At 42.0% G+C, this 24750-nt stretch carries 20 protein-coding genes and 1 pseudogene; 19 read left to right on the top strand and 2 right to left on the bottom strand.

Going from position 1 to position 24750, the window contains the following annotated elements:
* Nucleotides 1-43: 43 nt before the first annotated feature.
* Nucleotides 44-2047 carry a hypothetical protein gene (locus DSY56_RS07780; RefSeq protein WP_112444884.1) on the top strand — a complete coding sequence of 668 codons (2004 nt, stop codon included), beginning with the start codon at nt 44-46 and terminating at the stop codon, nt 2045-2047.
* A 225-nt stretch (nt 2048-2272) separates the two neighbouring features.
* On the opposite strand, the gene DSY56_RS07775 is transcribed toward DSY56_RS07780, so the two are convergent.
* Both DSY56_RS07775 and DSY56_RS07770 read right to left on the bottom strand, forming a co-directional pair.
* A complete protein-coding gene (locus DSY56_RS07775; protein ID WP_112444882.1) occupies nt 2273-2956 on the bottom strand; it encodes a DUF4956 domain-containing protein in 684 nt (227 codons plus the stop codon).
* Complete coding sequence (locus tag DSY56_RS07770) at nt 2949-3725, bottom strand: polyphosphate polymerase domain-containing protein (RefSeq protein ID WP_112444880.1); 777 nt, start codon at nt 3723-3725, stop codon at nt 2949-2951. Before DSY56_RS07770 ends, DSY56_RS07775 begins: the two co-directional genes overlap by 8 nt.
* A 388-nt stretch (nt 3726-4113) precedes the next feature.
* Between DSY56_RS07770 and DSY56_RS07765 the strand changes: the two genes are divergently transcribed.
* The 18 genes and pseudogenes from DSY56_RS07765 to DSY56_RS07675 all read left to right on the top strand — a co-directional run bounded on the left by DSY56_RS07765 (nt 4114) and on the right by DSY56_RS07675 (nt 24658).
* A complete protein-coding gene (locus DSY56_RS07765) occupies nt 4114-5346 on the top strand; it encodes a carbohydrate-binding domain-containing protein (RefSeq protein WP_112444878.1) in 1233 nt (410 codons plus the stop codon).
* 240 nt (nt 5347-5586) lie between these two features.
* On the top strand, nt 5587-6441 hold the full coding sequence (locus tag DSY56_RS07760; protein WP_112444876.1) for a VOC family protein: 855 nt from the start codon (nt 5587-5589) through the stop codon (nt 6439-6441).
* Between the two features lie 30 nt (nt 6442-6471).
* A complete protein-coding gene (locus tag DSY56_RS12410) occupies nt 6472-6720 on the top strand; it encodes a hypothetical protein (RefSeq protein ID WP_234990564.1) in 249 nt (82 codons plus the stop codon).
* A gap of 97 nt (nt 6721-6817) precedes the next feature.
* The gene (locus tag DSY56_RS07750; protein WP_112444874.1) at nt 6818-7375 is read left to right on the top strand and encodes a sugar O-acetyltransferase; all 558 of its coding nucleotides are present in this window, start codon (nt 6818-6820) and stop codon (nt 7373-7375) included.
* 29 nt (nt 7376-7404) lie between these two features.
* A pseudogene (locus DSY56_RS12760) lies at nt 7405-7526 on the top strand (TraX family protein); the annotation flags it as partial.
* Between the two features lie 515 nt (nt 7527-8041).
* A complete protein-coding gene (locus DSY56_RS07740) occupies nt 8042-8806 on the top strand; it encodes a nucleoside phosphorylase (RefSeq protein ID WP_112444872.1) in 765 nt (254 codons plus the stop codon).
* A gap of 33 nt (nt 8807-8839) precedes the next feature.
* Complete coding sequence (locus tag DSY56_RS07735; RefSeq protein WP_050391082.1) at nt 8840-10219, top strand: potassium transporter TrkG; 1380 nt, start codon at nt 8840-8842, stop codon at nt 10217-10219.
* Nucleotides 10220-10232: 13 nt separating this feature from the next.
* A complete protein-coding gene (locus DSY56_RS07730) occupies nt 10233-10898 on the top strand; it encodes a potassium channel family protein (protein ID WP_112444870.1) in 666 nt (221 codons plus the stop codon).
* Nucleotides 10899-11169: 271 nt separating this feature from the next.
* Nucleotides 11170-12186: a glycosyltransferase family 2 protein gene (locus tag DSY56_RS07725; protein ID WP_112444868.1), complete on the top strand. Its 1017-nt coding sequence runs from the start codon at nt 11170-11172 to the stop codon at nt 12184-12186.
* 115 nt (nt 12187-12301) lie between these two features.
* The gene (locus DSY56_RS07720) at nt 12302-14545 is read left to right on the top strand and encodes a PavB family fibronectin-binding SSURE repeat adhesin (RefSeq protein WP_112444866.1); all 2244 of its coding nucleotides are present in this window, start codon (nt 12302-12304) and stop codon (nt 14543-14545) included.
* A gap of 166 nt (nt 14546-14711) precedes the next feature.
* Complete coding sequence (locus DSY56_RS07715; RefSeq protein WP_000520643.1) at nt 14712-15410, top strand: response regulator transcription factor; 699 nt, start codon at nt 14712-14714, stop codon at nt 15408-15410.
* Nucleotides 15407-16459 carry a sensor histidine kinase gene (locus tag DSY56_RS07710; RefSeq protein WP_112444864.1) on the top strand — a complete coding sequence of 351 codons (1053 nt, stop codon included), beginning with the start codon at nt 15407-15409 and terminating at the stop codon, nt 16457-16459. Before DSY56_RS07715 ends, DSY56_RS07710 begins: the two co-directional genes overlap by 4 nt.
* 194 nt (nt 16460-16653) lie before the next feature.
* Nucleotides 16654-17265 (top strand): 30S ribosomal protein S4, encoded by a 612-nt coding sequence (gene rpsD / locus DSY56_RS07705; RefSeq protein WP_000092756.1) that lies wholly within the window; start codon nt 16654-16656, stop codon nt 17263-17265.
* 162 nt (nt 17266-17427) lie between these two features.
* A complete protein-coding gene (locus DSY56_RS07700; RefSeq protein ID WP_112444862.1) occupies nt 17428-17715 on the top strand; it encodes a type II toxin-antitoxin system RelB/DinJ family antitoxin in 288 nt (95 codons plus the stop codon).
* Complete coding sequence (locus DSY56_RS07695; protein ID WP_112444860.1) at nt 17705-18052, top strand: type II toxin-antitoxin system RelE/ParE family toxin; 348 nt, start codon at nt 17705-17707, stop codon at nt 18050-18052. Before DSY56_RS07700 ends, DSY56_RS07695 begins: the two co-directional genes overlap by 11 nt.
* Nucleotides 18053-18866: 814 nt before the next feature.
* Nucleotides 18867-19673 carry a hypothetical protein gene (locus tag DSY56_RS07690; protein ID WP_112444858.1) on the top strand — a complete coding sequence of 269 codons (807 nt, stop codon included), beginning with the start codon at nt 18867-18869 and terminating at the stop codon, nt 19671-19673.
* Nucleotides 19674-19694: 21 nt separating this feature from the next.
* On the top strand, nt 19695-20942 hold the full coding sequence (locus tag DSY56_RS07685; RefSeq protein WP_033685330.1) for a toxic anion resistance protein: 1248 nt from the start codon (nt 19695-19697) through the stop codon (nt 20940-20942).
* A gap of 347 nt (nt 20943-21289) precedes the next feature.
* Nucleotides 21290-24658 (top strand): type I restriction endonuclease subunit R, encoded by a 3369-nt coding sequence (locus DSY56_RS07675; protein ID WP_234990563.1) that lies wholly within the window; start codon nt 21290-21292, stop codon nt 24656-24658.
* The last annotated feature ends 92 nt before the right edge of the window (nt 24659-24750 follow it).

Below are 24750 nucleotides of genomic sequence, written 5' to 3'. Positions count from 1 at the left end.
ATATAGTATAGTCTGAAAATGATTATCAGAAAAGAGGTAAATGATGAATAAGAAAAAAATGATTTTAACAAGTTTAGCCAGCGTCGCTATCTTAGGGGCTGGTTTTGTTGCGTCTCAGCCTACTGTTGTAAAAGCAGAAGACGCTCCACAAGCTGTTGAACAATCTTTATCAGAGAAGCAACAAGAATTCTTATCTAATTTTAATAAAGCTGCAGAAGCTATAGTTAAAGAATTAAAAGAATATTTAGACAATGCAAAAGGAGATTCAGAATTAGAAAACCAAATTCAAGGGTTTATTGATGAATTTAAAAAACGAACTGAAGCTCAGAAAGCTGACTATGAAGAACGCTTCAAAAAAGGTCTAACTGCAGAAGACGCTGAAAAAGAAGTAGAAGAAAAAGCTAAAGAAGAGGAAGTAGCAGAAGAACAAGAAGCTAAGGAAGAAGCAGCTGCTCAAAAAGAATTCTTATCTAATTTTGATAAAGCTGCAGAAGCTACAGTTAAAGAATTAAAAGAATATTTAGACAATGCAAAAGGAGATTCAGAATTAGAAAATCAAATTCAAGGGTTTATTGATGAATTTGAAAAACGAACTAAAGCTCAGAAAGCTGACTATGAAGAACGCTTCAAAAAAGGTCTAACTGCAGAAGACGCTGAAAAAGAAGTAGAAGAAAAAGCTAAAGAAGAGGAAGTAGCAGAGGAACAAGAAGCTAAGGAAGAAGAAGCTGCTCAACAAGAATTTTTAGCTAATTTTGACAAGGCATTAAAGGATACGGTTGCAAAATTAGAAGAAGATGCAAAAAATAATCCTGAAATAGAAGAACAAATTCAAGATACGATTGCAAAATTAAAAGCAGAAGCAGATAAAACAAAAGCTAAAATCGTAGAAGGTTTCAAACAAGGCTTAACTGCAGAAGACGCTGAAAAAGCAATCGATGATGCAAATAAAAAGTCAGCAGAAAAAGAGAAAGCAGCTCAGGAAGAATTTTTAGCAAACTATGATGCAGCATTGAAAGCAGCAATCGCAGAATTAGAAAAAGCTGAAACTAATAGTCCAGAAGAAGCAAAAGCAAAAGCTGATACAATTGCAGCATTAAAAGCAGCATCAGATGAAACAAGAAAACAAATTGTAGAAGGCTTCAAAAAAGGCTTAACTGCAAAACAAGCTGAAAAATTTATCGATGAATTAAATAAGAAAGCTGCAGAAGAAGATAAAGCTAAAGAAAAACCAGCGGAAAAACCAGCGGAAAAACCGGCAGAGAAACCAGCGGAAAAACCAGTGGAAAAACCAGCAGAAAAACTGGCGGAGAAACCAGCAGAAAAACCGGCGGAGAAACCAGCAGAAAAACCGGCGGAGAAACCAGCAGAAAAACCGGCGGAGAAACCAGCAGAAAAACCGGCGGAGAAACCAGCGGAAAAACCGGCGGAAAAACCAGCTGAAACTCCAGCACAACCTTCTGTTCCTGCAAGACCATCTAATCCGACATATGTCCCTTCATACTCATCATATGTTCCATCATACAGCTCATATTCTGTAGTAGAACCAGCTAAACCAGCCGCTCCAAAAACAGGCTGGAAACAAGAAAACGGTATGTGGTACTTCTACAATACTGATGGTTCAACGGCGACAGGATGGCTACAAGACAACGGTTCATGGTACTACCTAAACGCTAATGGTGCTATGGTAACAGGTTGGCTACAAAACAACGGTTCATGGTACTACCTCAACAGCAATGGCGCTATGGCGACAGGATGGCTCCAATACAATGGTTCATGGTACTACCTAAACGCTAACGGCGCTATGGCAACAGGTTGGGCTAAAGTCAATGGTTCATGGTACTACCTAAATGCTAACGGTTCAATGGCAACAGGTTGGCTTAAAGATGGAGGTACTTGGTACTATCTTGAAGCATCAGGTGCTATGAAAGCAAGCCAATGGTTCAAAGTATCAGACAAATGGTACTATGTTGACGGTTCAGGTGCCCTTGCAGTCAATACAACTGTAGATGGCTATAGAGTCAATGCCAATGGTGAATGGGTAAACTAAACCTAATATAACTAGTTAATACTTACTTCCTATGAGTATCCTTTAAAGTATTCCCTACAAATACCATATCCTTTCAGTAGATACTATACTCTTGTAGGAAGTTTAGATTAAAAAATAACTCTGTAATCTCTAGCCGGATTTATGGCGCTAGAGACTACGGAGTTTTTTGATTGGTAAAGAATGGTGGTACTCAAGAGATTCTTAGTTTGCTATTTGATTTGAAAATTACAAATTCTTTCTCTTCTTGGCATTCTTGGTCAGGGAAACCTGGTAAGTATCTTGTTCTTTAGTGAGGTAATGGATGACTTGAAAATCATCGGTTTGAGCCTTGAAATCCACTTCGTAGACAGTGGTGACTTGTTCTCCATCGTTGCTGGTATCAATGGAGATGAGGTCTAACTCGGTACAGAATTGTGATAGCCCAGATTGTATAGTTTGGAGTTGCTTTTCTTGGTTGGCGATTGTGATGGTTAATAGTCTGCGACGTTGGTGATTGCTCTTACTTTGTTGCTTTTCTAAAAGAAGCCATACTGCTAAGATAAAGACGGTGAAGAGAACAGCTAAGGCTAGGTAGCCTGTTCCTGCTGCCAGCCCGATAATCATGGCAAGAAAGATAGCAATTAGTTCCCGTGAGCCACTGGTGGCTGAACGGAAACGAATGAGGCTAAAGGTTCCTGCAACGGCAATAGAGGTTCCTAAGCTGCCATTTACCAGAAAGATGACCAAGGTCATCAAGCAGGGGAGTAGGGTCAAACTAACCGCAAATTCCCGTGTATAGAGGGTACGCTGTTTGTAAGCCCAGGTCAGCGCCAAACCTAAAATCAGGCTGACCAAGAGAGCCAGAAAGAGCTGGATAGGATTGGCAGTAGCAGTTGTGTCGTTGAAAATAGAATTAAAAAGATTAGACATAAGTAGTACCTACACTTTCTGTGCTTGGTCGTGGGCTATAGTCCAGCCCTTGAGACTTGTGGTAGGCGCAGCTGTATTTTGAAAATTTCTGCTCTACCAGTCCATATTGGTCGAGAATATCTTGTAGCCATTGGGGTTTTCTACCTGTAGCTTTAATTTCCATGATGACAATGTCCTCGTTTAGTAGAGGGAAACCGTCCTTTCCTGAAAATAAACTGACATTCTCATCACGATAGGTTAGATTTTGGTCAATGGTGACACGAATTTTATTGTAGGGAAATCCGCTAATTTCTTTCTTTTCCTTGAGAGAAAAGCGGTCGTAGTAAATATACATACGAGGGATGATGGCTTGTTGGTATTCCTCTTGGAGCTGCTGGATTTTTTCAATCATCATTTGATCCTTGATGCTACTATCCAGCTGTCCTTTGGTCATAAACTGGGTGATAGACTGGGGAGTCGATAAGAGACGATGTTTTCGTCCGACACCAGCTCTGTCCTTGGATTTGATTTCTAAAAATACCTGACTATCGGGCTGGACTTGACTGAGATAGGTTCGCATCCGAATCTTTTCTTTGCGCTTAGTACCTTGGCTATCATCCTGAATCATATCAAATTTCTCTGTATCAAAGTAGATATTAGAAATGGTTGATGTTGGATAGTCATCCTCGACGAGGTATATTTTTAAGTCTTCTATTAAATCAGCCAAGTCAGTCTTGGCAACGACATATTTGGTTTCAATTCGTTTAAAGCTTGTTTCAATTGGTTTCATAAATCCTGTCTCCTTTATTAAACTGTTTCAGCACTCTATCTTATTAGCAGATAGGTGTGTCTGGGCAAGTTCATAGTCTTCGAAAATCTCTTCAAACCACGTCAGCTCTATCCACAACCTCAAAACAGTGTCTTGAGCTGACTTCGTCAATTTTATCCACAACTTCAAAACAGTGTTTTGAGTAACCTGCGGCTCACTTCCTAGTTTGCTCTTTGATTTTCATTGAGTATAAACTTGCTTGTGACTAGTCTAGGGAACTTTCCTAAAACTTTTGTTAAAGATAACTTAACCGAAACTGAACTTAAGAAAACTTTCAGAAAGAGTTCAGATTTTTTTCAGACTTTCTCTGTAAACTAAGGTCAAGCTAAATGAAGGCGAGGAAAAAAGTATGAAATCAAAAAAATGGACTCTAATCTTAACTAGTTTAACAGCTTTGACTTTGATGACAGCTTGTGGGCAGTCAACGACCAAGTCAAGCACAACTGCAGCGGCAGATACCACTGCCATCACAACTTCAACTAAAAATAGTCAATCTTCTTATTTTACAGAAAAGGACTACGATACATCTTATGATGAAAATACAGCCTCTAAGATTGAGCTATCTGGCTCATCTGCAAACGTCTCTGGAGATGGTGTGACAGTTTCTGGCTCAATGGTGACCATCTCAAAAGCAGGTACCTATGTGATTTCAGGTCAGTCTGACGGAGTGCAAATTAAAATCGCAGCTGATAAGTCTGATGATGTGAAACTTGTCCTAAAAGGCGCGACCATGACCAATACAGATGCGGCTATTTCGGCTACAAGCGCAGGTCATGTCTACCTCACTCTAGCAGAGGGAACCACCAACAGTCTCTCTGACTCAAGTTCTAACAGTGATGAAAAGGCAAATACCGCTCTCTTTTCTAAGGTTGATTTGACCATCAATGGCTCAGGAATTCTCAATGTGGATGGCAAGAAAAGCAATGCTATCAAGGCAAATGATACGCTTCACATCACGGGTGGAACCTTTAACATTACATCAGTTGGCGATGCTTTTAATGTCAATGATGAACTTAATGTCACTGGTACAACCATGACGATCGATGCCAAGGAAGATGGTGTCAAAGTTGACAATGATGACGATATGACTGTCGGAAATATGTATTTGACGAACAATACCATAACAGTCACAGCAGGCGATGATGGTATTCACGCTTCTGGAAATCTAGTGATTGATAGTGGTACTTACACAGTCAAGAATGCGACTGAAGGAATTGAAGGGAAAGCCATTACGATCAATGGTGGAGATATCAATGTTTACTCGACAGATGATGGAGTCAATGCAGCCAATAAAAATGCCCAGCAAAGTGATATTTACTTTACCATGACAGGTGGAAATCTAACTGTAGAAGTCGGTCAAGGGGACACAGACCCAATTGACTCAAACGGGAATATCACGGTCACAGGCGGAACCATTAAATTGATAGGACAATCAGGCTTTGACTTTGATGGAACAGCAACCTATACAGGTGGGGATATTTACATCAACGGCGAAAAACAAACGGATATTGTCAATTCTATGCCTGGAGGCGGCGGTCCGAATGGAGGTCCTGGCGGTCCAGCCCCTGGCGGACGAGGATAAACAAAAACGAGACTGGGCAAGAAGTCTTTGAAATCAGAAAAACGCATAGTATCAGGTCAGAGAAACCTTGGTACTATGCGTTTTATTGTGGGGAGATTTACTTCATTTTCTACTGAAATTGAGTTTTTGCCCAACATCGTTTTGTCCTGCTATTTGAGTTGTTCTACTTGACTCCAAGTAAAAAAGGAGTATAATGTTGTAATGAATAAAGTTACAACAAAAAGAACAAAGGAGAAATAGATGACCTACGCATACAATAGTAAGATTTATTTGGCAGAGGCAGTTTTAAATGTTAAGGATTTGGCAAGTCAGACTGCCTTCTATCATCAGATTCTAGGCTTGGAAATCCTTTCTCAGACAGAATCTGAAAGTATTTTAGGAGCTGGTGGAAAGGCTTTGGTTCATTTACTGAAAACAGACAGGCTAGCGGAGGTGCAAGATCACTATGGTCTCTATCATCTAGCTATCCTTTTACCAAGTCGTGAGGATTTGGCAAATCTGTTTAAGCATATAGCAGAGCTGCAAATTCAGCTAGTCGGTGGGGCGGATCATGGCTACAGTGAAGCAATCTATCTGGAAGATTTAGAAGGGAATGGAATTGAAATTTATCGTGATAAGCCTGTAGAGGACTGGGATATTCGTGAGGATGGGCGCATTGTCGGAGTGACTGAAGCCTTATCTGCTCAAGAAATATATGAGATGGGACGTAAAGTAGAACCTTTTGAGATAGCCTCTACTGCGCGCATGGGGCATATCCATCTTTCTGTCAGGGATAGTCAAGTAGCAAGCCAGTTTTATCAAAAGGTTTTAGGACTAGAGGATAAATTTAGTATACCTAGCGCTAGTTGGATTGCGTCTGGGGATTATCATCATCATTTAGCGGTCAACGAGTGGGGAGGAAAAAGGCTAACCAGACGTGAACAAGGTTTACCCGGCTTGGCCTACTATGTCATTGAAGTCGCAAGCAAAGAAGAACTTCTAGCAATTGCCGAAAGAGGACAGGAAGTTGAGGCGCCTATCAAGTGGCTGACATCAACTCAGTTAGAAGTGACAGACCCAGATGGAATTGTGACCCGTATCCGCTTAGCTAGATAGGATGTGATAAAGACCAGCATCTCATACTCAATGAAAATCAAAGAGCAAACTAGGAAATTAGCCGCAGGCTGCTCAAAACACTGTTTTGAGGTTGTAGATAAGGCTGACGAAGTCAGCTCAAAACACCGTTTTGAGGTTGCAGATAGAACTGACGAAGTCAGCTCAAAACACCGTTTTGAGGTTGCAGATAGAACTGACGAAGTCAGCTCAAAACACCGTTTTGAGGTTGCAGATAGAACTGACGAAGTCAGTAACATATATACGGCAAAGCAACGTTGACGCGGTTTGAAGAGTATAAATTGTAGAAAGTGCTCCTTATCCTAGTCAGATATATAGAAATTTTGATATGATAGTAGGGAATAAGGAGAAGAATGCAATGACCAGTGAATACCAGAAAATGATAGCAGGAGAGTTTTACCGTCCATCGGACCCAGAATTGCGGGCCTTGGCTCAGGCTTCTCGCCAAAAGCAGGCTACCTTTAACAAGGAAGAAGACCCCTTAAAGGGAGCTGAAATCATTAAGGCTTGGTTTGGCTCGACTGGGCAAAATCTATATGTCAATCCACGCCTGGTGGTCGATTATGGAGTCAATATCCATCTAGGGAAAAATTTTTATTCTAATTGGAACTTGACCATGCTGGATGTTTGTCCGATTCGTATTGGAGACAATGCCATGATTGGTCCCAACTGTCAGTTCTTGACTCCCCTCCATCCGCTGGATCCACATAAGCGCAATTCAGGTATTGAGTACGGTAAGCCTATCACAATCGGAGACAATTTCTGGGCTGGTGGTGGCGTCATTGTACTGCCTGGAGTCACACTTGGAAATAATGTCGTCGCAGGAGCAGGGGCCGTGATTACCAAGTCCTTTGGGGACAATGTTGTATTAGGTGGCAACCCTGCGCGCGTGATTAAGGAGATACCTGTGAAATAGAAGTAGAAAGGAACAGCGGGTGTTGTTTCTTTTCTGTCATTCCCTTGTTCTTCTATAATGGAGAAAAAGGGAGTGGAGATAAAAACTTCTTCTACATTTTTACCCGATTCACATTCACCTACTCTATATCTTAGCAAGTCTGCTTCATTAAGCAATTGCAAAGCATCTTGTAATTGGGATGATTTTTGATACAAGAAGTATTAGTGTAGGAGAGAGTTTTTGTGGATGACTAGATGATATCAATGATTTTTCTATTTATTTTCAGTCAAAGATGATACAATAGTAAGGTCGCAAACACTAGACTGCGCAGGCAGGAGGTGATCTTATGTGCGTTTTCATCGAACTTGTCTTGCTACCTATTCTTGCTGGTACACTAGCGAATGTCTTATCGGAGTGGCTTATCCGATTTGTAGCAAGCAAATGCGACAAGAAAAAGAAATAGCCTGAGCGCCTTGAGCAAGCGCAAAAAAACACCACTGGCGGCAACCGGTGGTGTTTTCTTATGTGCTTATTTCATCGAACTTTTAAGCAAGTCCATTGTACCATTAAAAAGAGTCTCTGTCAAAAATATTGTTATTGTATTGTTTCTCTCCTCAGTTCATCAGCTTATTCCTTGACACTCAGTCAGCTTTTGATACAATAGTACAAAATTAGAGGAGGTAGGTTATGATTCAGAAACATGCGATTCCCATTTTAGAGTTTGATGACAATTCTCAGGCGGTTATCATGCCCAATCACGAGGGGCTGGACTTGCACCTGCCCAAGAAGTGTGTTTATGCTTTTTTAGGTGAGGAGATTGACCGCTATGCGAGGGAAGTAGGGGCCAACTGTGTCGGTGAATTTGTTTCTGCCACCAAGACCTATCCAGTGTACGTCATCAACTACAAGGGCGAGGAGATTTGTCTGACCCAGGCGCCCGTGGGTTCTGCTCCAGCGGCCCAGTTTATGGATTGGTTGATTGGCTATGGTGTGGAGCAGATTATCTCTACTGGTACCTGTGGTGTGCTGGCTGATATAGAAGAAAATGCCTTTCTAGTCCCTGTTCGCGCTCTGCGAGATGAAGGAGCTAGTTATCACTATGTGGCACCTTCTCGTTATATGGAAATTCAGCCAGAGGCTATTGCAGCTATTGAGCAAGTTTTGGAAGCCAGAGAGATTCCTTATGAAGAAGTCATGACCTGGACGACAGACGGTTTTTACCGAGAAACGGCTGAAAAGGTGGCTTATCGTAAGGAAGAAGGCTGTGCTGTTGTAGAGATGGAGTGTGCTGCGCTTGCGGCAGTAGCCCAACTGCGTGGGGTTCTCTGGGGAGAATTGTTGTTCACAGCAGATTCCCTAGCTGACTTGGACCAGTACGATAGTCGTGACTGGGGCTCGGAAGCTTTTGATAAGGCGCTAGAACTCTGCCTTGAAATAGCCTTTCAGATCTAACTCCTCTCCTACTTTTTATGGTACAATGGATGTATGTTATTTAAATTATCTAAGGAAAAAATAGAGCTAGGCTTATCTCGTTTATCGCCAGCTCGTCGTATTTTTTTGAGTTTCGCCTTGGTTATTTTACTAGGCTCTCTTCTTTTGAGCTTGCCTTTTGTCCAAGTTGAAAGCTCACGAGCGACTTATTTCGACCATCTCTTTACAACTGTATCCATGGTCTGTGTGACAGGTCTTTTTACCCAGCCTGTCGCTGCCACCTACAATATTTGGGGTCAGCTCATTTGTATGTTCTTGATTCAGATTGGTGGTCTGGGGCTCATGACCTTTATTGGGGTTTTCTATATCCAGAGCAAGCAAAAGCTTAGTCTTCGTAGCCGTGCAACTATTCAGGATAGTTTTAGTTATGGAGAGACTCGATCTTTGAGAAAGTTTGTCTATTCTATTTTTCTCACGACTTTTTTGGTTGAGGGTTTGGGAGCTCTATTCCTCAGTTTTCGTTTTGTTCCTCAACTTGGCTGGGGGCGCGGTCTCTTTAGTGCTATTTTTCTAGCTATATCCGCCTTCTGTAATGCAGGTTTTGATAATTTTGGAAGTACGAGCTTGATTGCTTTTCAGACTGATCCCTTGGTCAATCTGGTCATCGCAGGCTTGATTATCACAGGTGGTCTTGGATTTATGGTCTGGTTTGACCTTGCTACGCATATAGGGAAAAAGAAAAAAGGGCGCCTGCATTTTCACACCAAACTGGTTTTATTACTAACGGTGGGGCTACTAGCTTTTGGGACGGTGAGCAGTCTCGTTCTTGAATGGAACAATGCAGGGACGATTGGCAATCTCCCTGTTGCAGATAAGGTCTTGGTCAGCTTTTTCCAAACTGTCAGCATGAGAACGGCTGGCTTTGGGACAATTGATTACAGCATGGCTCGTCCTGTTACCTTATTGATTTATATCTTGCAGATGTTTCTAGGTGGGGCTCCAGGAGGAACAGCTGGGGGGCTCAAGATTACCACATTTTTTGTCCTCTTGGTTTTTGCACGAAGTGAGCTTCTAGGCTTACCTCATGCCAATGTCGCTCGACGGACGATTGCGCCACGAACCGTTCAAAAATCCTTTAGTGTCTTTATTATCTTTTTGATGACCTTCTTGCTGGGCTTGATTTTACTAGGGATCACAGCCAAGGGAAATCCTCCCTTTATCCACCTCATATTTGAAACCATTTCTGCTCTTGGGACAGTCGGAGTGACGGCAAATTTAACTCCAGATTTAGGGAAATTAGCTCTAAGTGTGATTATGGTTCTCATGTTTATCGGACGAATTGGTCCCTTGACCCTGCTGGTCAGTCTAGCAGATTACCATCCAGAAAAGAAAGATATGATTCACTATATGAAAGCAGATATTAGTATTGGTTAAGAAAGGAAAGAGCATGTCAGATCGTACGATTGGAATTTTAGGCTTGGGAATTTTTGGGAGTAGTGTCCTAGCTGCCCTAGCCAAGCAGGATATGAATATTATCGCTATTGATGACCACGCAGAGCGCATCAATCAGTTTGAGCCAGTTTTGGCGCGTGGAGTGATTGGTGACATCACAGATGAAGAATTATTGAGATCAGCAGGGATTGATACCTGCGATACCGTTGTAGTCGCGACAGGTGAAAATCTGGAGTCGAGTGTGCTTGCAGTTATGCACTGTAAGAGTTTGGGGGTACCGACTGTTATTGCTAAGGTCAAAAGCCATACAGCTAAGAAAGTGCTAGAAAAGATTGGAGCTGATTCGGTTATCTCGCCAGAGTATGAAATGGGGCAGTCCCTAGCACAGACCATTCTTTTCCATAATAGTGTTGATGTCTTTCAGTTGGATAAAAATGTCTCTATTGTGGAGATGAAAATCCCTCAGTCTTGGGCAGGTCAAAGTCTGAATAAATTAGACCTCCGTGGCAAATACAATCTGAATATTTTGGGCTTCCGAGAGCAGGAAAATTCCCCATTGGATGTTGAATTTGGACCAGATGACCTCTTGAAAGCAGATACCTATATTTTGGCAGTCATCAACAACCAGTATTTGGATACCCTAGCAGCATTGAATTCGTAAAAGAGGGAGCACCCCTCTTTTTTGATGTCCAAGATGGCAAAGAGAGACAAAAGCCTTATATTCTAGTAAAAGTTCTTCAAAGGCTGGACTTTATGGTAAAATAGAAAGAAGTGACAAGAGAGAGTAATACTCAATGAAAATCAAAGATCAAACTAGGAAACTAGCCGCAGGCTGCTCAAAACAGTGTTTTGAGGTTGCAGATAGGGTTGACGCGGTTTGAATTTAATTTTCGAAGAGTATAAGAAAAAATCAGTCCCCTAAGGAGCAGATTATGAAGTTATTGTCTATCGCCATTCCTAGCTATAATGCTGCAGCCTATCTTCATTACTGTGTGGAGTCGCTAGTGATTGGTGGTGAGCAAGTTGAGATTTTGATTATCAATGACGGGTCTCAGGACCAGACTCAGGAAATAGCTGAGCGTTTAGCCAGCAAGTATCCTAGCATCGTTAGAGCCATCTATCAGGAAAATAAAGGCCATGGCGGTGCGGTCAATCGCGGCTTGGCAGAGGCTTCTGGGCGTTATTTTAAAGTAGTTGATAGTGACGACTGGGTGGATCCTCGTGCCTACTTGAAAATTCTTGAAACCTTGCAGGAACTAGAGAACGAGGGGCAAGAAATTGATGCCTTTGTGACTAATTTTGTCTATGAAAAGGAAGGTCAGTCTCGTAAGAAGAGTATGAGTTATGAGTCAGTCTTGCCTGTCCAGCAGATTTTTGGCTGGGACCAGGTCGGAAATTTCTCCAAGGGCCAGTATATCATGATGCACTCGCTGATTTATCGGACAGATTTGTTGCGAGCGAGCCAGTTCCAACTGCCTGAGCATACCTTTTATGTCGATAATCTCTTTGTTTTTACCCCCCTTCAGCAGGTCAAGACCATGTACTATCTGCCTGTCGATTTCTATCGTTATTTGATTGGGCGTGAGGACCAGTCTGTCAATGAGCAAGTGATGATTAAGCGCATTGACCAGCAACTGAAAGTCAATCGACTCTTGGTAGACCAGCTTGATTTATCCAAAGTGAGCCACCCCAAAATGCGAGAATATTTGCTGAATCATATTGAGATTACGACGGTGATTTCCAGTGCCCTACTCAACCGAGCTGGAACAGCGGAGCATCTGGCAAAAAAACGCCAATTGTGGACCTATATTCAGCAGGAAAATCCAGAGGTCTTTCAGGCTATTCGCAAAACCATGTTGAGCCGTTTGACCAAACATTCTGTCTTGCCAGCTCGCAAACTGTCCAATGTTGTCTATCAAATCACCAAATCTGTTTATGGATTTAATTGATATAAGTATTTTATAAGAGGGATTTAAGAAAAATTTTAACTTTTTCTTAGTCCTTTTTAATTTTAGGAGATTATACTAGAGTCATCAAATAAAGAAAAACTCTAAGGAGAATCCTATGAAATTCAATCCAAATCAAAGATATACTCGTTGGTCTATCCGCCGTCTTAGTGTCGGTGTTGCCTCAGTTGTTGTAGCCAGTGGCTTTTTTGTCCTAGTTGGTCAACCAAGTTCTGTACGTGCCGATGGGCTCAATCCGACCCCTGCTCAAGTCTTACCTGAAGGGGAATCGGTAACGAAAGAGGGTGACTTAGCAGAAACTCAGGGAGACACCGTTCTTGCTGAAGTGAAACCTGAGGTCGTTGCTGGAAATACAAACTCACTTTCTACACCTACAGAAGGAACTGAAGTGAGCGAGGAAACAAGCCCTTCTCGTCTGGATACACTTTTTGAAAAAGGTGAAGAAGCTCAAGAAAATCCAGAGCTAACAGATGTCTTAAAAGACGCTGTAGATACAGATGATGTGGCAGGGACACAAGCAACTCCAGCAGATATTGAAAAAGCTGTCGATGAGGATGTTAAAGACAGTATTGATGTCCCAGCGGGCTACCTAGAACAAGCCAAAGTTCCCGGTCCTTTCTTGGCTGGTGTAAACAAACCGCTTAAATATGAACTTTTCGCAGGCGATGGTATGTTGACTCGTCTCTTGCTCAAAGCATCTGACAAGGCTCCATGGTCAGATAACGGTGTCGCTCAAAACGAGAAAATTCCACCAGTGAAAAATTTACCTGATGACAAGTATTACTATCAAGTATCTTTGAATGGTAACACCACAGGTAAGCAGGGTCAGGATTTATTAGATACACTTCGTACTAATGGTACAAATACCTATGAAGCTACCCTGACTGTCTATGAAGCAGCCGGAGATCAACCTGATTTGACTAAGGTTGTCAAGGAACGTAAAGTCAATATTACCTTGAACGGTCTTGTAACAAGAAGCGATGTTAACTCTGCAGTTGAAAACAACGTTAAAGACAGTATCGATGTTCCAGCAGCTTATCTTGAAAAAGCTGAAGGAAAAGGTCCTTTCACTGCCGGTGTAAACCAAGTAATTCCTTATGAACTATTCGCAGGTGATGGTATGTTGACTCGTCTATTACTAAAAGCTTCTGATAAGGCTCCTTGGTCTGATAATGGTGTAGCTAAAAATCCTGCTTTATCTCCATTAGGAGAAAATGTGAAAACAAAAGGTCAATACTTCTATGAAGTAGACTTAAATGGCAATACTGTTGGTAAACAAGGTCAAGATTTAATTGATCAGCTTCGTGCTAATGGTACTCAAACTTATAAAGCTACTGTTAAAGTTTACGGAAATAAAGACGGTAAAGCTGACTTGACTAATCTAGTTGCTACTAAAAATGTAGACATCAACATCAATGGATTAGTTGCTAAAGAAACTGTCGAAAAAGCTGTTAAAGATAACGTTAAAGACAGTATTGATGTTCCTGCTGCTTATCTTGAAAAAGCTGAAGGAAAAGGTCCTTTCACTGCCGGTGTAAACCAAGTAATTCCATATGAACTCTTCGCAGGTGATGGCATGTTGACTCGTCTCTTGCTCAAAGCATCTGACAAGGCTCCATGGTCAGATAACGGCGACGCTAAAAACCCAGCCCTATCTCCACTCGGTGAAAACGTGAAGACCAAAGGTCAATACTTCTACCAAGTATCCTTGGATGGAAACGTAGCTGGTAAAGAAAAACAAGAACTCATTGACCAGTTCCGAGCAAACGGTACTCAAACTTACAGCGCTACAGTCAATGTCTATGGCAACAAAGATGGTAAAGCAGATTTGACAAATATCGTAGCAACTAAAAAAGTCACTATTAAGATAAATGTTAAAGAAACATCAGACACAGCAAATGGTTCATTCTCACCTTCTAACTCTGGTTCTGGCGTGACTCCGATGAATCACAGTCATGCTACAGGTGCGACTCATCAAACAGCTGCTGACCATAAGGACATGATGGCACCAGCCAAAGAGACTGATAAAGCAATGCCAGCAAATGACCAAATGGAAAAATCAGGTATGAAGACTGAGACTCCAGCTCCAGGTACTACAGATAGCATGCCTGCTGACACCATGACAAGCTCTACCAATACGATGGCAGGTGAAAACATGGCTGCTTCTGCCAATAAGATGGCTGATACGATGATGTCAGACAAGATGATGTCAGATGATAAAGCTATGCTACCAAATACTGGTGAAGCTCAAACATCAATGGCAAGTATTGGTTTCCTTGGGCTTGCACTCGCAGGTTTACTCGGTGGTCTAGGTTTGAAAAACAAAAAAGAAGAAAACTAATCAGCTAAGGAAATAAATGATGGATAGTGGGCTGACTAAGGCTAGTTTACCAACTCAATCAGCAATCAGGACTTTCTTTCAATAGCAGATTAAAATCATCGTAAAACAATAAAAATAGTGTTATACTTAAAGCAGTATAGCACTGTTTTTATCAAAGGAGAGACAGATGGGAAAGACAATTTTACTCGTTGACGACGAGGTAGAAATCACCGATATTCATCAGAGATACTTAATTCAGGCAGGTTATCAGGTCTTGGTAGCCCATGATGGACTGGAAGCGCTAGAGCTGTTCAAGAAAAAACCGATTGATTTGATTATCACAGACGTCATGATGCCTCGGATGGATGGTTATGATTTAATCAGTGAGGTTCAATACTTATCACCAGAGCAGCCTTTCCTATTTATTACTGCTAAGACCAGTGAACAGGACAAGATTTACGGCCTGAGCTTGGGAGCAGATGATTTTATTGCTAAGCCCTTTAGCCCTCGTGAGCTGGTTTTGCGGGTACACAATATTTTGCGCCGTCTTCATCGTGGGGGCGAAACAGAGCTGATTTCCCTTGGCAATCTGAAAATGAATCATAGTAGTCATGAAGTTCAAATAGGAGAAGAAATGCTGGATTTAACTGTTAAATCATTTGAATTGCTGTGGATTTTAGCTAGCAATCCAGAGCGAGTTTTCTCCAAGACAGACCTCTATGAAAAAGTCTGGCAAGAAGACTATGTGGATGATACCAATACCTTGAATGTGCATATCCATGCTCTTCGACAGGAATTGGCAAAATATAGTAGTGACCAAACGCCCACTATTAAGACAGTTTGGGGGTTGGGATATAAGATAGAGAAACCGAGAGGACAAACATGAAACTAAAAAGTTATATTTTGGTTGGATATATTATTTCAACCCTCTTAACCATTTTGATTGTTTTTTGGGCTGTTCAAAAAATGCTGATTGAGAAAGGCGAGATTTACTTTTTGCTTGGGATGACCATCATTGCCAGCCTTATCGGTGCTGGGATTAGTCTCTTTCTCCTATCGCCGGTCTTTACGTCGTTGGGCAAACTCAAGGAACATGCCAAGCGGGTAGCGGACAAGGATTTTCCTTTAAATTTGGAGGTTCAAGGTCCTTTAGAATTTCAACAATTAGGGCAAGCTTTTAATGAAATGTCCCATGATTTGCAGGCCAGCTTTGATTCCTTGGAAGAAAGCGAACGAGAAAAGGGCTTGATGATTGCTCAACTTTCGCATGATATTAAGACTCCTATCACTTCGATCCAAGCGACGGTAGAAGGGATTTTGGATGGGGTTATCAAGGAGTCGGAGCAAGCTCATTATCTAGCAACCATTGGACGCCAGACGGAAAGACTCAATAAACTGGTTGAGGAGTTGAGTTTTTTGACCCTAAACACAGCCAGAAATCAGGCGGATATGACCAGTAAAGACAGTATTTTTCTGGACCAGCTCTTGATTGAGTGCATGAGTGAATTTCAGTTCTTGATTGAGCAGGAGAGAAGAGATGTCCACTTGCAGGTAATCCCAGAGTCTGCCCGGATTGAGGGAGATTATGCCAAACTTTCTCGTATCTTGGTGAATCTGGTTAATAATGCTTTTAAATACTCAGCTCCAGGAACCAAGCTGGAAGTGGTGGCTAAGCTGGAGAAGAACCAGCTTTCAATCAGTGTAACGGATGAGGGGCAGGGTATTGCTCCAGAGGATTTGGAGAATATTTTCAAACGCCTTTATCGTGTAGAAATTTCGCGTAACATGAAAACAGGTGGTCATGGCTTAGGACTTGCGATTGCGCGTGAATTGGCCCATCAATTGGGTGGAGAAATTACAGTCAGCAGCCAGTACGGCCTCGGAAGCACCTTTACCCTCCTTCTCAATCTCTCTGGTAGTGAAAATAAAGCTTAAAACCCCTTTACAAATCCAGCTATTCATGGTAAAATGGATTTTGTGTGAAATATCAGCAGGAAAGCATGAAGCTCGTCAACAGATGTCTTATGATAAGTAACCTTGGCTGTTTAGGCGAAGGGCATCTGCACGAATCAGGGCTTTCTAAGTGACTATTTCCACCGAAATATTATTTATATCAGGAGGACATTCACATGTCACGTTATACAGGACCATCTTGGAAACAAGCTCGTCGCCTTGGCCTTTCACTCACAGGTACAGGTAAAGAATTGGCACGTCGTAACTACGTACCAGGACAACACGGACCAAACAACCGTTCTAAATTGTCAGAATACGGTTTGCAATTGGCTGAAAAACAAAAACTTCGTTTCACTTACGGTGTAGGTGAAAAACAATTCCGTAACTTGTTCGTACAAGCTACAAAAATCAAAGGCGGAATCCTAGGTTTCAACTTCATGCTTCTTTTGGAACGTCGTTTGGATAACGTTGTTTATCGTCTTGGTCTTGCGACTACTCGTCGTCAAGCTCGTCAATTCGTAAACCACGGTCACATCCTTGTTGACGGGAAACGCGTTGATATCCCATCATACCGCGTAACTCCAGGTCAAGTGATCTCAGTTCGTGAAAAATCATTGAAAGTTCCAGCTATCCTTGAAGCAGTAGAAGCTACTCTTGGACGTCCAGCATTCGTATCATTCGACGCTGAAAAATTGGAAGGTTCATTGACTCGCTTGCCAGAACGCGACGAAATCAACCCAGAAATCAACGAAGCCCTTGTCGTTGAATTCTACAACAAAATGTTGTAATATTTTATTGAATCAGATAGGCTTTAGAGCCTTGATATTAAGCACTTTGGGGCGTTTTCCCTTAGTGCTTTTTGATTTCTCTTAGTATCCAGCTATAATCGTCTATACGTAACTAGACCTATATAGTTCAAAGTGATATAATAGTATAAATGAGGTGCTACCATGAATGTTTTAGAAAAAAACACACAGGTAAACTTTAAGACTAACAGAGACTTGTTAGAGAAGGCTAAAGCGATTATCACAGCGCAAAATCTTGATATGACAGCCAGCTTTAACTTGTTTTTAGAACGCATTGTAGAACATAAATCCTTGCCATTTGAAACCCAAGTAGACAAAGAAAGAGAAGAACTTCTATCAAGGTTGCGTGCTGAAATTGCCCGTAGCTTTGACGATTTAGAACATGGAAGAACTTACAGTCTTGATGAAGTGAGGGCTAACCTTGGAATTTAACGAGAAGGCATATAGCATCATTATCTCCGAAACGGTACAAGAACAGCTAAGAGGTATTAAAGATTATATCTCAGCTAACTACTTTTCAGAACAGGCAGGAGCAAACACAGTTAAGAATGTTCTTTATGGTTTGGAGCGTCTTGAAGTCTTCCCAGAAGCAGGATTTGATGTTGACGAAAGAGTAGGAGGGATTATATACCCATCCCACAAAACTCGATGCATCATTTTAGGAGATTACCTAGCATTCTATCATATTTTAGAGTATAGAAAAGCTGTCTTTGTATCAGATATTATTCATAGCAAACAGGACTACATCCGCTTGATCAAGAAAAAATAGCGCCTTAGGAAGGCGTTTTTGTTTGGGAATTACGTGATATTGATGATATAATATTTTGGCCCCCTCACTTTAAGGAAGGGAGGTGTTACATATGTTAGAAACTTTACTCACAGTGTTTCTAGCTCCGTTACTTATTAACGTGTTATCTGAGCTTTTCAAGTTATGGCTTAAGAAACGTAAGAAGTAATGGTTAACCCTTTTAGAGGGTAGCAAAAAACCCCATCGGTGGCACGGTGGGGCTTTTTTAGTTACATATGCTGTAACTTTACTCACATTGTAAGTTCATTCTAACATATAACACCCAATATTTCAAGCTTTTATTGCTTATACGCGATGTTGATGATATAATGTTTTGGCCCCCTCACTTTAAGGAAGGGAGGTGTTATATATGCTAGAATTATTTTCCCTTTTTCTAGCTCCGTTACTTGTTAACGTACTATCTGAGCTTTTCAAGCTATGGATAAAGAGACGTAGCAAGTAACATCTAACCCTTTTAGAGGGTAGCAAAGAACCCCATCGGTGGCACGGTGGGGCTTTTTAGTTATATATGCTAGAAGCATTATTTCCCTTTATGCTCTCATTCTAACACAATCCCTCTGATATTTCAAGCTTTTGTTTTGATATTTCCCCAGAGGTCATTCCGCAATCTTATAACACTGAATCCTGTTGTTTGAGTCCGCTCTATTGAAATTAGCACACGCGCTACTAGCCTCCATTCTACAGCAAAGAAATAAACTCTTTTCTAGGGGATTTCCGCCCTCATTTTTGTCTTTTGTGCTAAAATAGACTTATAAATTGAAAATAAGGAATGTTTATGAAATCAGGTAATGGTTTTTGGAAAGGCTGTCTCTATTTTTGGGGCTTCTTGTTCTTATTGGGCCTTTTGGTTCAATATGCTCTCCCACTTGCGGCTTGTGTCCTGCTAGGCTATGGCGGTTATCGTCTCTATAAACGTTGGCGCTATCCTCTTGTACAGGATCGCTCGCTCGACGATCGAATTGAGCTTTTAAAAGCTCGGATTCGTCAAGCAGACAAGGATATTCAGCAATTGGAGGGAACTTTAGTAGAAAAAGGTTCGGAGTCCTATAAGAGTCTGGCCAATCAAGTATTGATCGAACTGAGGGAAATCCATCAGGAGGCGGATCGTCTCAAGTCCTATATCGATGATGATGTTTACAACCGTATTGACAAAAAGGTTCGTACAGTGCGGGCAAATATCGATGTTCAGCTAGAACGTTTGGATAGAGAAAGTCAGGTAAATCTTGAAAATGCGGAGCCAGAGGAACTAGCTCCAGAATTATCCCAGACCTTGGCCAATATTGCTATTGACCATCAGGCCATTTTAGACAAGATTGCCACCTCTGCCGAGGGGGATAAGGAAGAATTGACGGCCATTCATAGTTTGAAGATGGAGAAATTCAAAACGATTTTAGAAGGCTATTTAAAGATTAAGGCCAATCCGAAGAACTATAATCGAGCAGAAGAACGTTTGCAACAAGCTAAAGCAGCTATCGAACAATTTGACCTTGAGCTTGACCAAGTTTTGAGAGAACTCAATGAAACAGATATGCGTGATTTTGATATTAGTTTGCGTATCCTAGAAAAAGATCGTAAAGAATAGGTTAGAAACAAAGGAGTAACCATGACAGAATTTAATTTTGATATTGACCAGATTGCCAATAATACGGTAGCTAAGGTGGATAAGACAACCCAAATCATCGAGACCAATACTGGCTCAGACAAGACCTTGACCTTCCTTGAGAAGCTGAGCCCTGAGCAACAAGAAGGGATTAAGGCGCACGTGCCCCAGTTGGTAGACCAGTTTGTCACCAATCAAAATGCTCTTTTGGATTTTGGACAATCTGCTGTAGAAGGTGTGAACAATACGGTCAACCGTATCTTGTCAGAACAAAAGAAACTGCAGATTCCCCAAGTGGATGACTTACTCAAAAATACCAACCGTGAGTTGCAAGGCTTTGTCGTCAAATACAAGAACGCTGAAATTGCTGAGTTAGAAGAGAAGCCAAACTTTTTGCAACGATTGTTTAACAAGAGCAAGAATACCCTACAGGAATTTTATTTTGATTCAAAAACAGTGGAGCAAAAGCTCGATGGCATGGCTGCCGCAGTGGTCAAGCAAGAAGATGTCTTAGCTCGAAATATCGTCTCTGCTGAGATGCTGATTGAGGACAATACCAAATCCATTGAAAATCTAGTGGGTGTGATTTCCTTTATCGAAGCCAGCCAGACAGAAGCTGGCAATCGCGCTGCAGAATTAAAAGCTCAAGCTGACCAACTCGATACAAGTACGGTAGAATACCAAACCAAGTCACAAGAATTGGCCCGCATGGCTGAAGTGGTCAATACCCTGGAACAACAGCACACTGAGTATGTCAGCCGTCTCTATGTTGCCTGGGCAACAACACCTCAGATGCGCAATCTTGTGAAGGTGTCATCTGATATGCGCCAAAAATTGGGCATGCTTCGTCGCAATACGATTCCAACAATGAAGCTTTCCATTGCCCAACTTGGTATTTTGCAACAATCCATGAAATCAGGTGTCGTGGCAGATGCCATTGTCAATGCCAACAATGCTGCCCTTCAGATGCTAGCTGAGACCAGCAAGGAAGTGATTCCACAGATGGAACGAATTGCCCAAAGTCCGACAGTCGCTGTCGAATCGGTTACCAAACTGGCTGAAAGTCTGGTTGCTCAAAACCAGGGTATCGTTGCTGCCATTGAATTGGGACGTCAGAAACGTGCCCAACTAGAAACAACCATCGTCAAGTCCGCAGAAATGATCAATGATTCTGTCAAACTACGCGATGAAAAAATCGTCCAAGCCCTTCTAGACCAAGGAAAGGCCGCCCAGAAAGAAGTACAAGAATAACACACAAGTCCCTTGTAATGTAGATTTGCAGGGGATTTTGCTTGGTCTAGGAGTTTTTACTAACCATCGTCAGTGGCCAGCAAGCAAGTTTACTCTGAAATAGAGATAAAACCATGGGAAATCTTTTCCCAAGGAGTCTTTTATGATACAATAGAAGGAAGTAAAGGCGCTGTTTTTTCGATGCCGCAACGCCTTGGATGAATGAAAAGGAAGAGTCCCTATGGTTTTCAGATTTAAGCAAATAAGTAGCTTGCATATATATATATATATATAAACTCGCGTTTTCATACCCATTTTCAAAACCTGCCAATCTTTTTGGTAGGCTTTTTGCGTTGTAGAAATGGGGTATGAACATGATTTACACCTTATCCAAAGAATTAGAACAAGAGCTCATCGTTTCAGCACCTGAGTTACAGCCTAGTTATGCTGCCATCGTAGAATACCTAGAAGCTATCAACCAGAAAGAAGCATTTGGAAGCAATTCTCAGGAACTCCAGAACCAGCTTACTATTCAGCTTGGACGTTTAGAAGATTTGGTGCAGGGCTATATCCAAATAAAGAAGAATCCGCATCACTACCTAGATGCAGATAAAGACCTGACGGCAGCCTATCAAGCCATAAAAGGGACGGAGCAAGATCTTCTCAAAAAATTGCAACATCTCAATCAAGCAGCCTTGCAGGATTTCCATATCAGCCAGAGACTCTCTCCCAAAGATGAGACTGCTATCCCTGTAGCAGGTAAAGCCAAAACCAAACAGGAATTGGCTATCGAGCGAGATTTAATCAATCAGCTGACAAAGGGAGAAAGTCAATGGGTGTATCGACCTGAGTTAAATACAGAAGACCTCCTATGGGGAAACTTTTTTGCCAAGCTGGAAGCCAATAATGTCCGCATTTTGCAAGACCATCCCCTTACAAATTCAGAGAAAAATCAAATCAAAAATCAGCTTAATTTCGTTAACTTCTACGAAGCAGCCAAGTGGATAGCAGGGGAAAACGGTATTGCCAAGGTGCAGGTTCAACGTGAAGATGCTAGTTTAGGCACCATTCGCTTGGAAGTTTTATGGAGAAACAATGTCGCTGGTGGCAAATCCAGCTATGAGGTTGTCAACCAAGTCATCACAGGCGGAGAAGGGATTCGCCAGCGTCGTGGGGATGTGACTTTGCTAATCAATGGTCTGCCTATGATTCAAATTGAACTGAAAAGCCGTTCTCATCCTTACATGGATGCCTTCCGTCAGATTAAGAAATACGATCAAGAAGGACAGTTCAGAGGCATTTTTTCAAGTCTTCAGATGTTTGTCGTCTCTAATGTCACAGACACTCGCTACATCGCAGCTGCCAAAGCCAACAAGCTAAATGAACGCTTCTTGATCAAGTGGGTGGATAGTGAAAATAGACCCCAACCTCAATTATTTGATTTTGCTGAGTCTGTCTTGTCCATACCGAGAGCCCACGAGATGGTCATGCAGTATTCTGTCATCGATGATGACAAGAAGGCCTTGATTTTATTGCGTCCCTATCAGGTACATGCCATTGAGGCTATCCGTGAAGCCAGTCGCAAGCGCCAATCGGGCTATATTTGGCATACGACTGGTTCAGGAAAGACCCTGACCTCCTATAAGGTTTCGCGCAATTTGCTCCAGATTCCATCTATCGAAAAGACAATCTTTGTGATTGATAGGACAGACCTTGACCAGCAGACGACCAGTTCGTTTCAATCTTACGCAGAGAACGACATGATTGATATCGACGAGACCGATGATACACAGGAATTGGTTAAAAATCTGGCTTCTGATGACCGCCGTGTCGTTGTGACGACCATCCAGAAAATCAATGCCATGATTCGCCAGTTTGATGAAGGACGTCACCAAAAGGTTTACAATCGTATCAAGCAACTCAAACTAGCCTTTGTCGTCGATGAATGCCATCGCGCAGTGACTCCTGAACGCCAACGCCACCTAGAGCACTTCTTTACAAATTCTCTCTGGTATGGGTTTACAGGAACGCCTATCTTTACAGAAAATAAACGTGAACAAAAAGGAGACCTTGCTCAGACAACCGAAGAGCAGTACGGTGACTGCCTCCACCAATATACTGTCAAAGAAGCCATCCATGACAAGGCGGTTCTTGGCTTTAATGTGGAGTATCAGACAACCATGCCTGGTTGGGCAGAAGATGAGATTGATGAGGAGCGTTATGATGACGAAGGCCATATGCTTGCCGTTTTAGATGCCATTCTCAATCGCTCAAGACGCAAACTCGGTTTCCAAAATGGGGTAGGAAAAACCTATGAAGCCATTTTGACAGTCAAAAGCATTGCCCGTGCGCAGGCCTATTATAACCTGATTAAGCAAGTCAAAAATGGAGAGAAGTCTCTAAGCATCTCGGAAAATGTTAAAAAGGTCTTACCAGACTTTCCTAAGGTTGCTATTACTTACTCTGTGACAGAAAATGAAGCAGACTCCTATGTCAACCAAGCCTATATGGAGGAGAGTTTAGAAGACTACAATGCCATGTTTGGTACTCACTTTAGCCTAGCAACCATTGCTTCCTACAATAGTGACCTCAACGACCGTCTGGCCCGTAAGAAAGAACGCTTTGCTTTCCGTGAGGAGCAGTTGGATCTCGTTATCGTTGTGGACCGCTTGTTGACAGGCTTTGATGCCCCTTGCTTATCGACCCTATTCATGGACCGTCAGCCCATGAAACCCCAGCATATCATTCAGGCCTTTTCACGAACCAATCGTCTCTTTGATGAAGGCAAGAAATTCGGCCAAATCGTCACTTTCCAAACGCCTGACCGTTTTAAAGAAAAGGTGGATGAAGCTCTGAGCCTTTACTCAAATGGTGGTGAAACCAGTGTCTTAGCTCCAGAATGGCAGGAGGAGAAGGCCAAGTTTCTGGAGAAGGTTCATCAACTATTAGCCATCGCTCCAAGTCCAGAGCAGGTGCCTGATTTGGATACAGCGACAGATGCAGAATTAAAACGTTTTGCCAAGGCCTTCCAAGAATTTGACAAGCTCCTATCTTCTATACAAGTCTATTCAGACTATGATGAGAAAGTCATCCTCAGAGAGATTGGACTCAGCCTAGAAGACATCAAGAACTTTGCCGGCCAATATCAAAATGTTATCGAAGAGCTCCGCAGACGCAGAAAAGAAGACCAAGAAGATGAAAGCCTTCTCGTAGATATAGAGTATGAGCTTGAATCCATCCGTACCGACGAGATAAACTATCACTATATCCTCTCTCTCATTCAAGCCCTGATTGAAAATCGGGAAAACCTCATTGGTAAAAAGGAAAAGAGTCTGGTAGATAAGTATATCGAAGATTTGAACAAATCCAATCCTAAGTTATCCAGCATCATTTCTAAACTCTGGCAGGATGTTCAAGCTGATGCCAAGAGCTATCAGGGACAGTCTGTAACCCATAAGTTGGATGAGATGATTGAGCTAACAACCCAGAAAAAGATTCGTGAAACGGCAGATTATTGGCAGATAGGAGAGGATGAACTCCAGTTCGTAGTGGACAACTACCGCATCGGACGAGACAAGCAAAATGGCGAAAAAGCCATCACCGAGTCTCAGGACTATCTGGCCTATAAGGAAGCTCACGGAGACAAGGCACTACCAAAACTCAAATACAAAAAAGCCCTCAAAGAGGACTATATGCGCATGATTTCAGAGGATATCCTACCGCTAAGGGGGAGATAGGTTTATACTCTTCGAAAATCTCTTCAAACCACGTCAACGTCGCCTTGCCGTATATATGTGACTGACTTCGTCAGTCTTATCTGCAACCTCAA

The organism is Streptococcus sp. 596553, from assembly GCF_900411395.1.
GTDB lineage: Bacteria > Bacillota > Bacilli > Lactobacillales > Streptococcaceae > Streptococcus > Streptococcus mitis_BA.
The sequence above is the reverse complement of the archived record's forward strand: the minus strand, read 5'-3'. Positions and strand labels throughout refer to the sequence as shown.

What these genes read in the sequence shown, in the direction of transcription:
- DSY56_RS07765 (WP_112444878.1), top strand. Translation starts at nt 4,114, where the DNA reads ATGAAATCAAAAAAATGGACTCTAATCTTAACTAGTTTAACAGCTTTG.
- DSY56_RS12410 (WP_234990564.1), top strand. Translation starts at nt 6,472, where the DNA reads ATGAAAATCAAAGAGCAAACTAGGAAATTAGCCGCAGGCTGCTCAAAA.
- DSY56_RS07770 (WP_112444880.1), bottom strand. Translation starts at nt 3,725, where the DNA reads ATGAAACCAATTGAAACAAGCTTTAAACGAATTGAAACCAAATATGTC.
- DSY56_RS07735 (WP_050391082.1), top strand. Translation starts at nt 8,840, where the DNA reads ATGTTATTTAAATTATCTAAGGAAAAAATAGAGCTAGGCTTATCTCGT.
- DSY56_RS07715 (WP_000520643.1), top strand. Translation starts at nt 14,712, where the DNA reads ATGGGAAAGACAATTTTACTCGTTGACGACGAGGTAGAAATCACCGAT.
- rpsD (WP_000092756.1), top strand. Translation starts at nt 16,654, where the DNA reads ATGTCACGTTATACAGGACCATCTTGGAAACAAGCTCGTCGCCTTGGC.
- DSY56_RS07730 (WP_112444870.1), top strand. Translation starts at nt 10,233, where the DNA reads ATGTCAGATCGTACGATTGGAATTTTAGGCTTGGGAATTTTTGGGAGT.
- DSY56_RS07690 (WP_112444858.1), top strand. Translation starts at nt 18,867, where the DNA reads ATGAAATCAGGTAATGGTTTTTGGAAAGGCTGTCTCTATTTTTGGGGC.
- DSY56_RS07760 (WP_112444876.1), top strand. Translation starts at nt 5,587, where the DNA reads ATGACCTACGCATACAATAGTAAGATTTATTTGGCAGAGGCAGTTTTA.
- DSY56_RS07775 (WP_112444882.1), bottom strand. Translation starts at nt 2,956, where the DNA reads ATGTCTAATCTTTTTAATTCTATTTTCAACGACACAACTGCTACTGCC.
- DSY56_RS07720 (WP_112444866.1), top strand. Translation starts at nt 12,302, where the DNA reads ATGAAATTCAATCCAAATCAAAGATATACTCGTTGGTCTATCCGCCGT.
- DSY56_RS07710 (WP_112444864.1), top strand. Translation starts at nt 15,407, where the DNA reads ATGAAACTAAAAAGTTATATTTTGGTTGGATATATTATTTCAACCCTC.
- DSY56_RS07685 (WP_033685330.1), top strand. Translation starts at nt 19,695, where the DNA reads ATGACAGAATTTAATTTTGATATTGACCAGATTGCCAATAATACGGTA.
- DSY56_RS07780 (WP_112444884.1), top strand. Translation starts at nt 44, where the DNA reads ATGAATAAGAAAAAAATGATTTTAACAAGTTTAGCCAGCGTCGCTATC.
- DSY56_RS07750 (WP_112444874.1), top strand. Translation starts at nt 6,818, where the DNA reads ATGACCAGTGAATACCAGAAAATGATAGCAGGAGAGTTTTACCGTCCA.
- DSY56_RS07700 (WP_112444862.1), top strand. Translation starts at nt 17,428, where the DNA reads ATGAATGTTTTAGAAAAAAACACACAGGTAAACTTTAAGACTAACAGA.
- DSY56_RS07675 (WP_234990563.1), top strand. Translation starts at nt 21,290, where the DNA reads ATGAACATGATTTACACCTTATCCAAAGAATTAGAACAAGAGCTCATC.
- DSY56_RS07740 (WP_112444872.1), top strand. Translation starts at nt 8,042, where the DNA reads ATGATTCAGAAACATGCGATTCCCATTTTAGAGTTTGATGACAATTCT.
- DSY56_RS07725 (WP_112444868.1), top strand. Translation starts at nt 11,170, where the DNA reads ATGAAGTTATTGTCTATCGCCATTCCTAGCTATAATGCTGCAGCCTAT.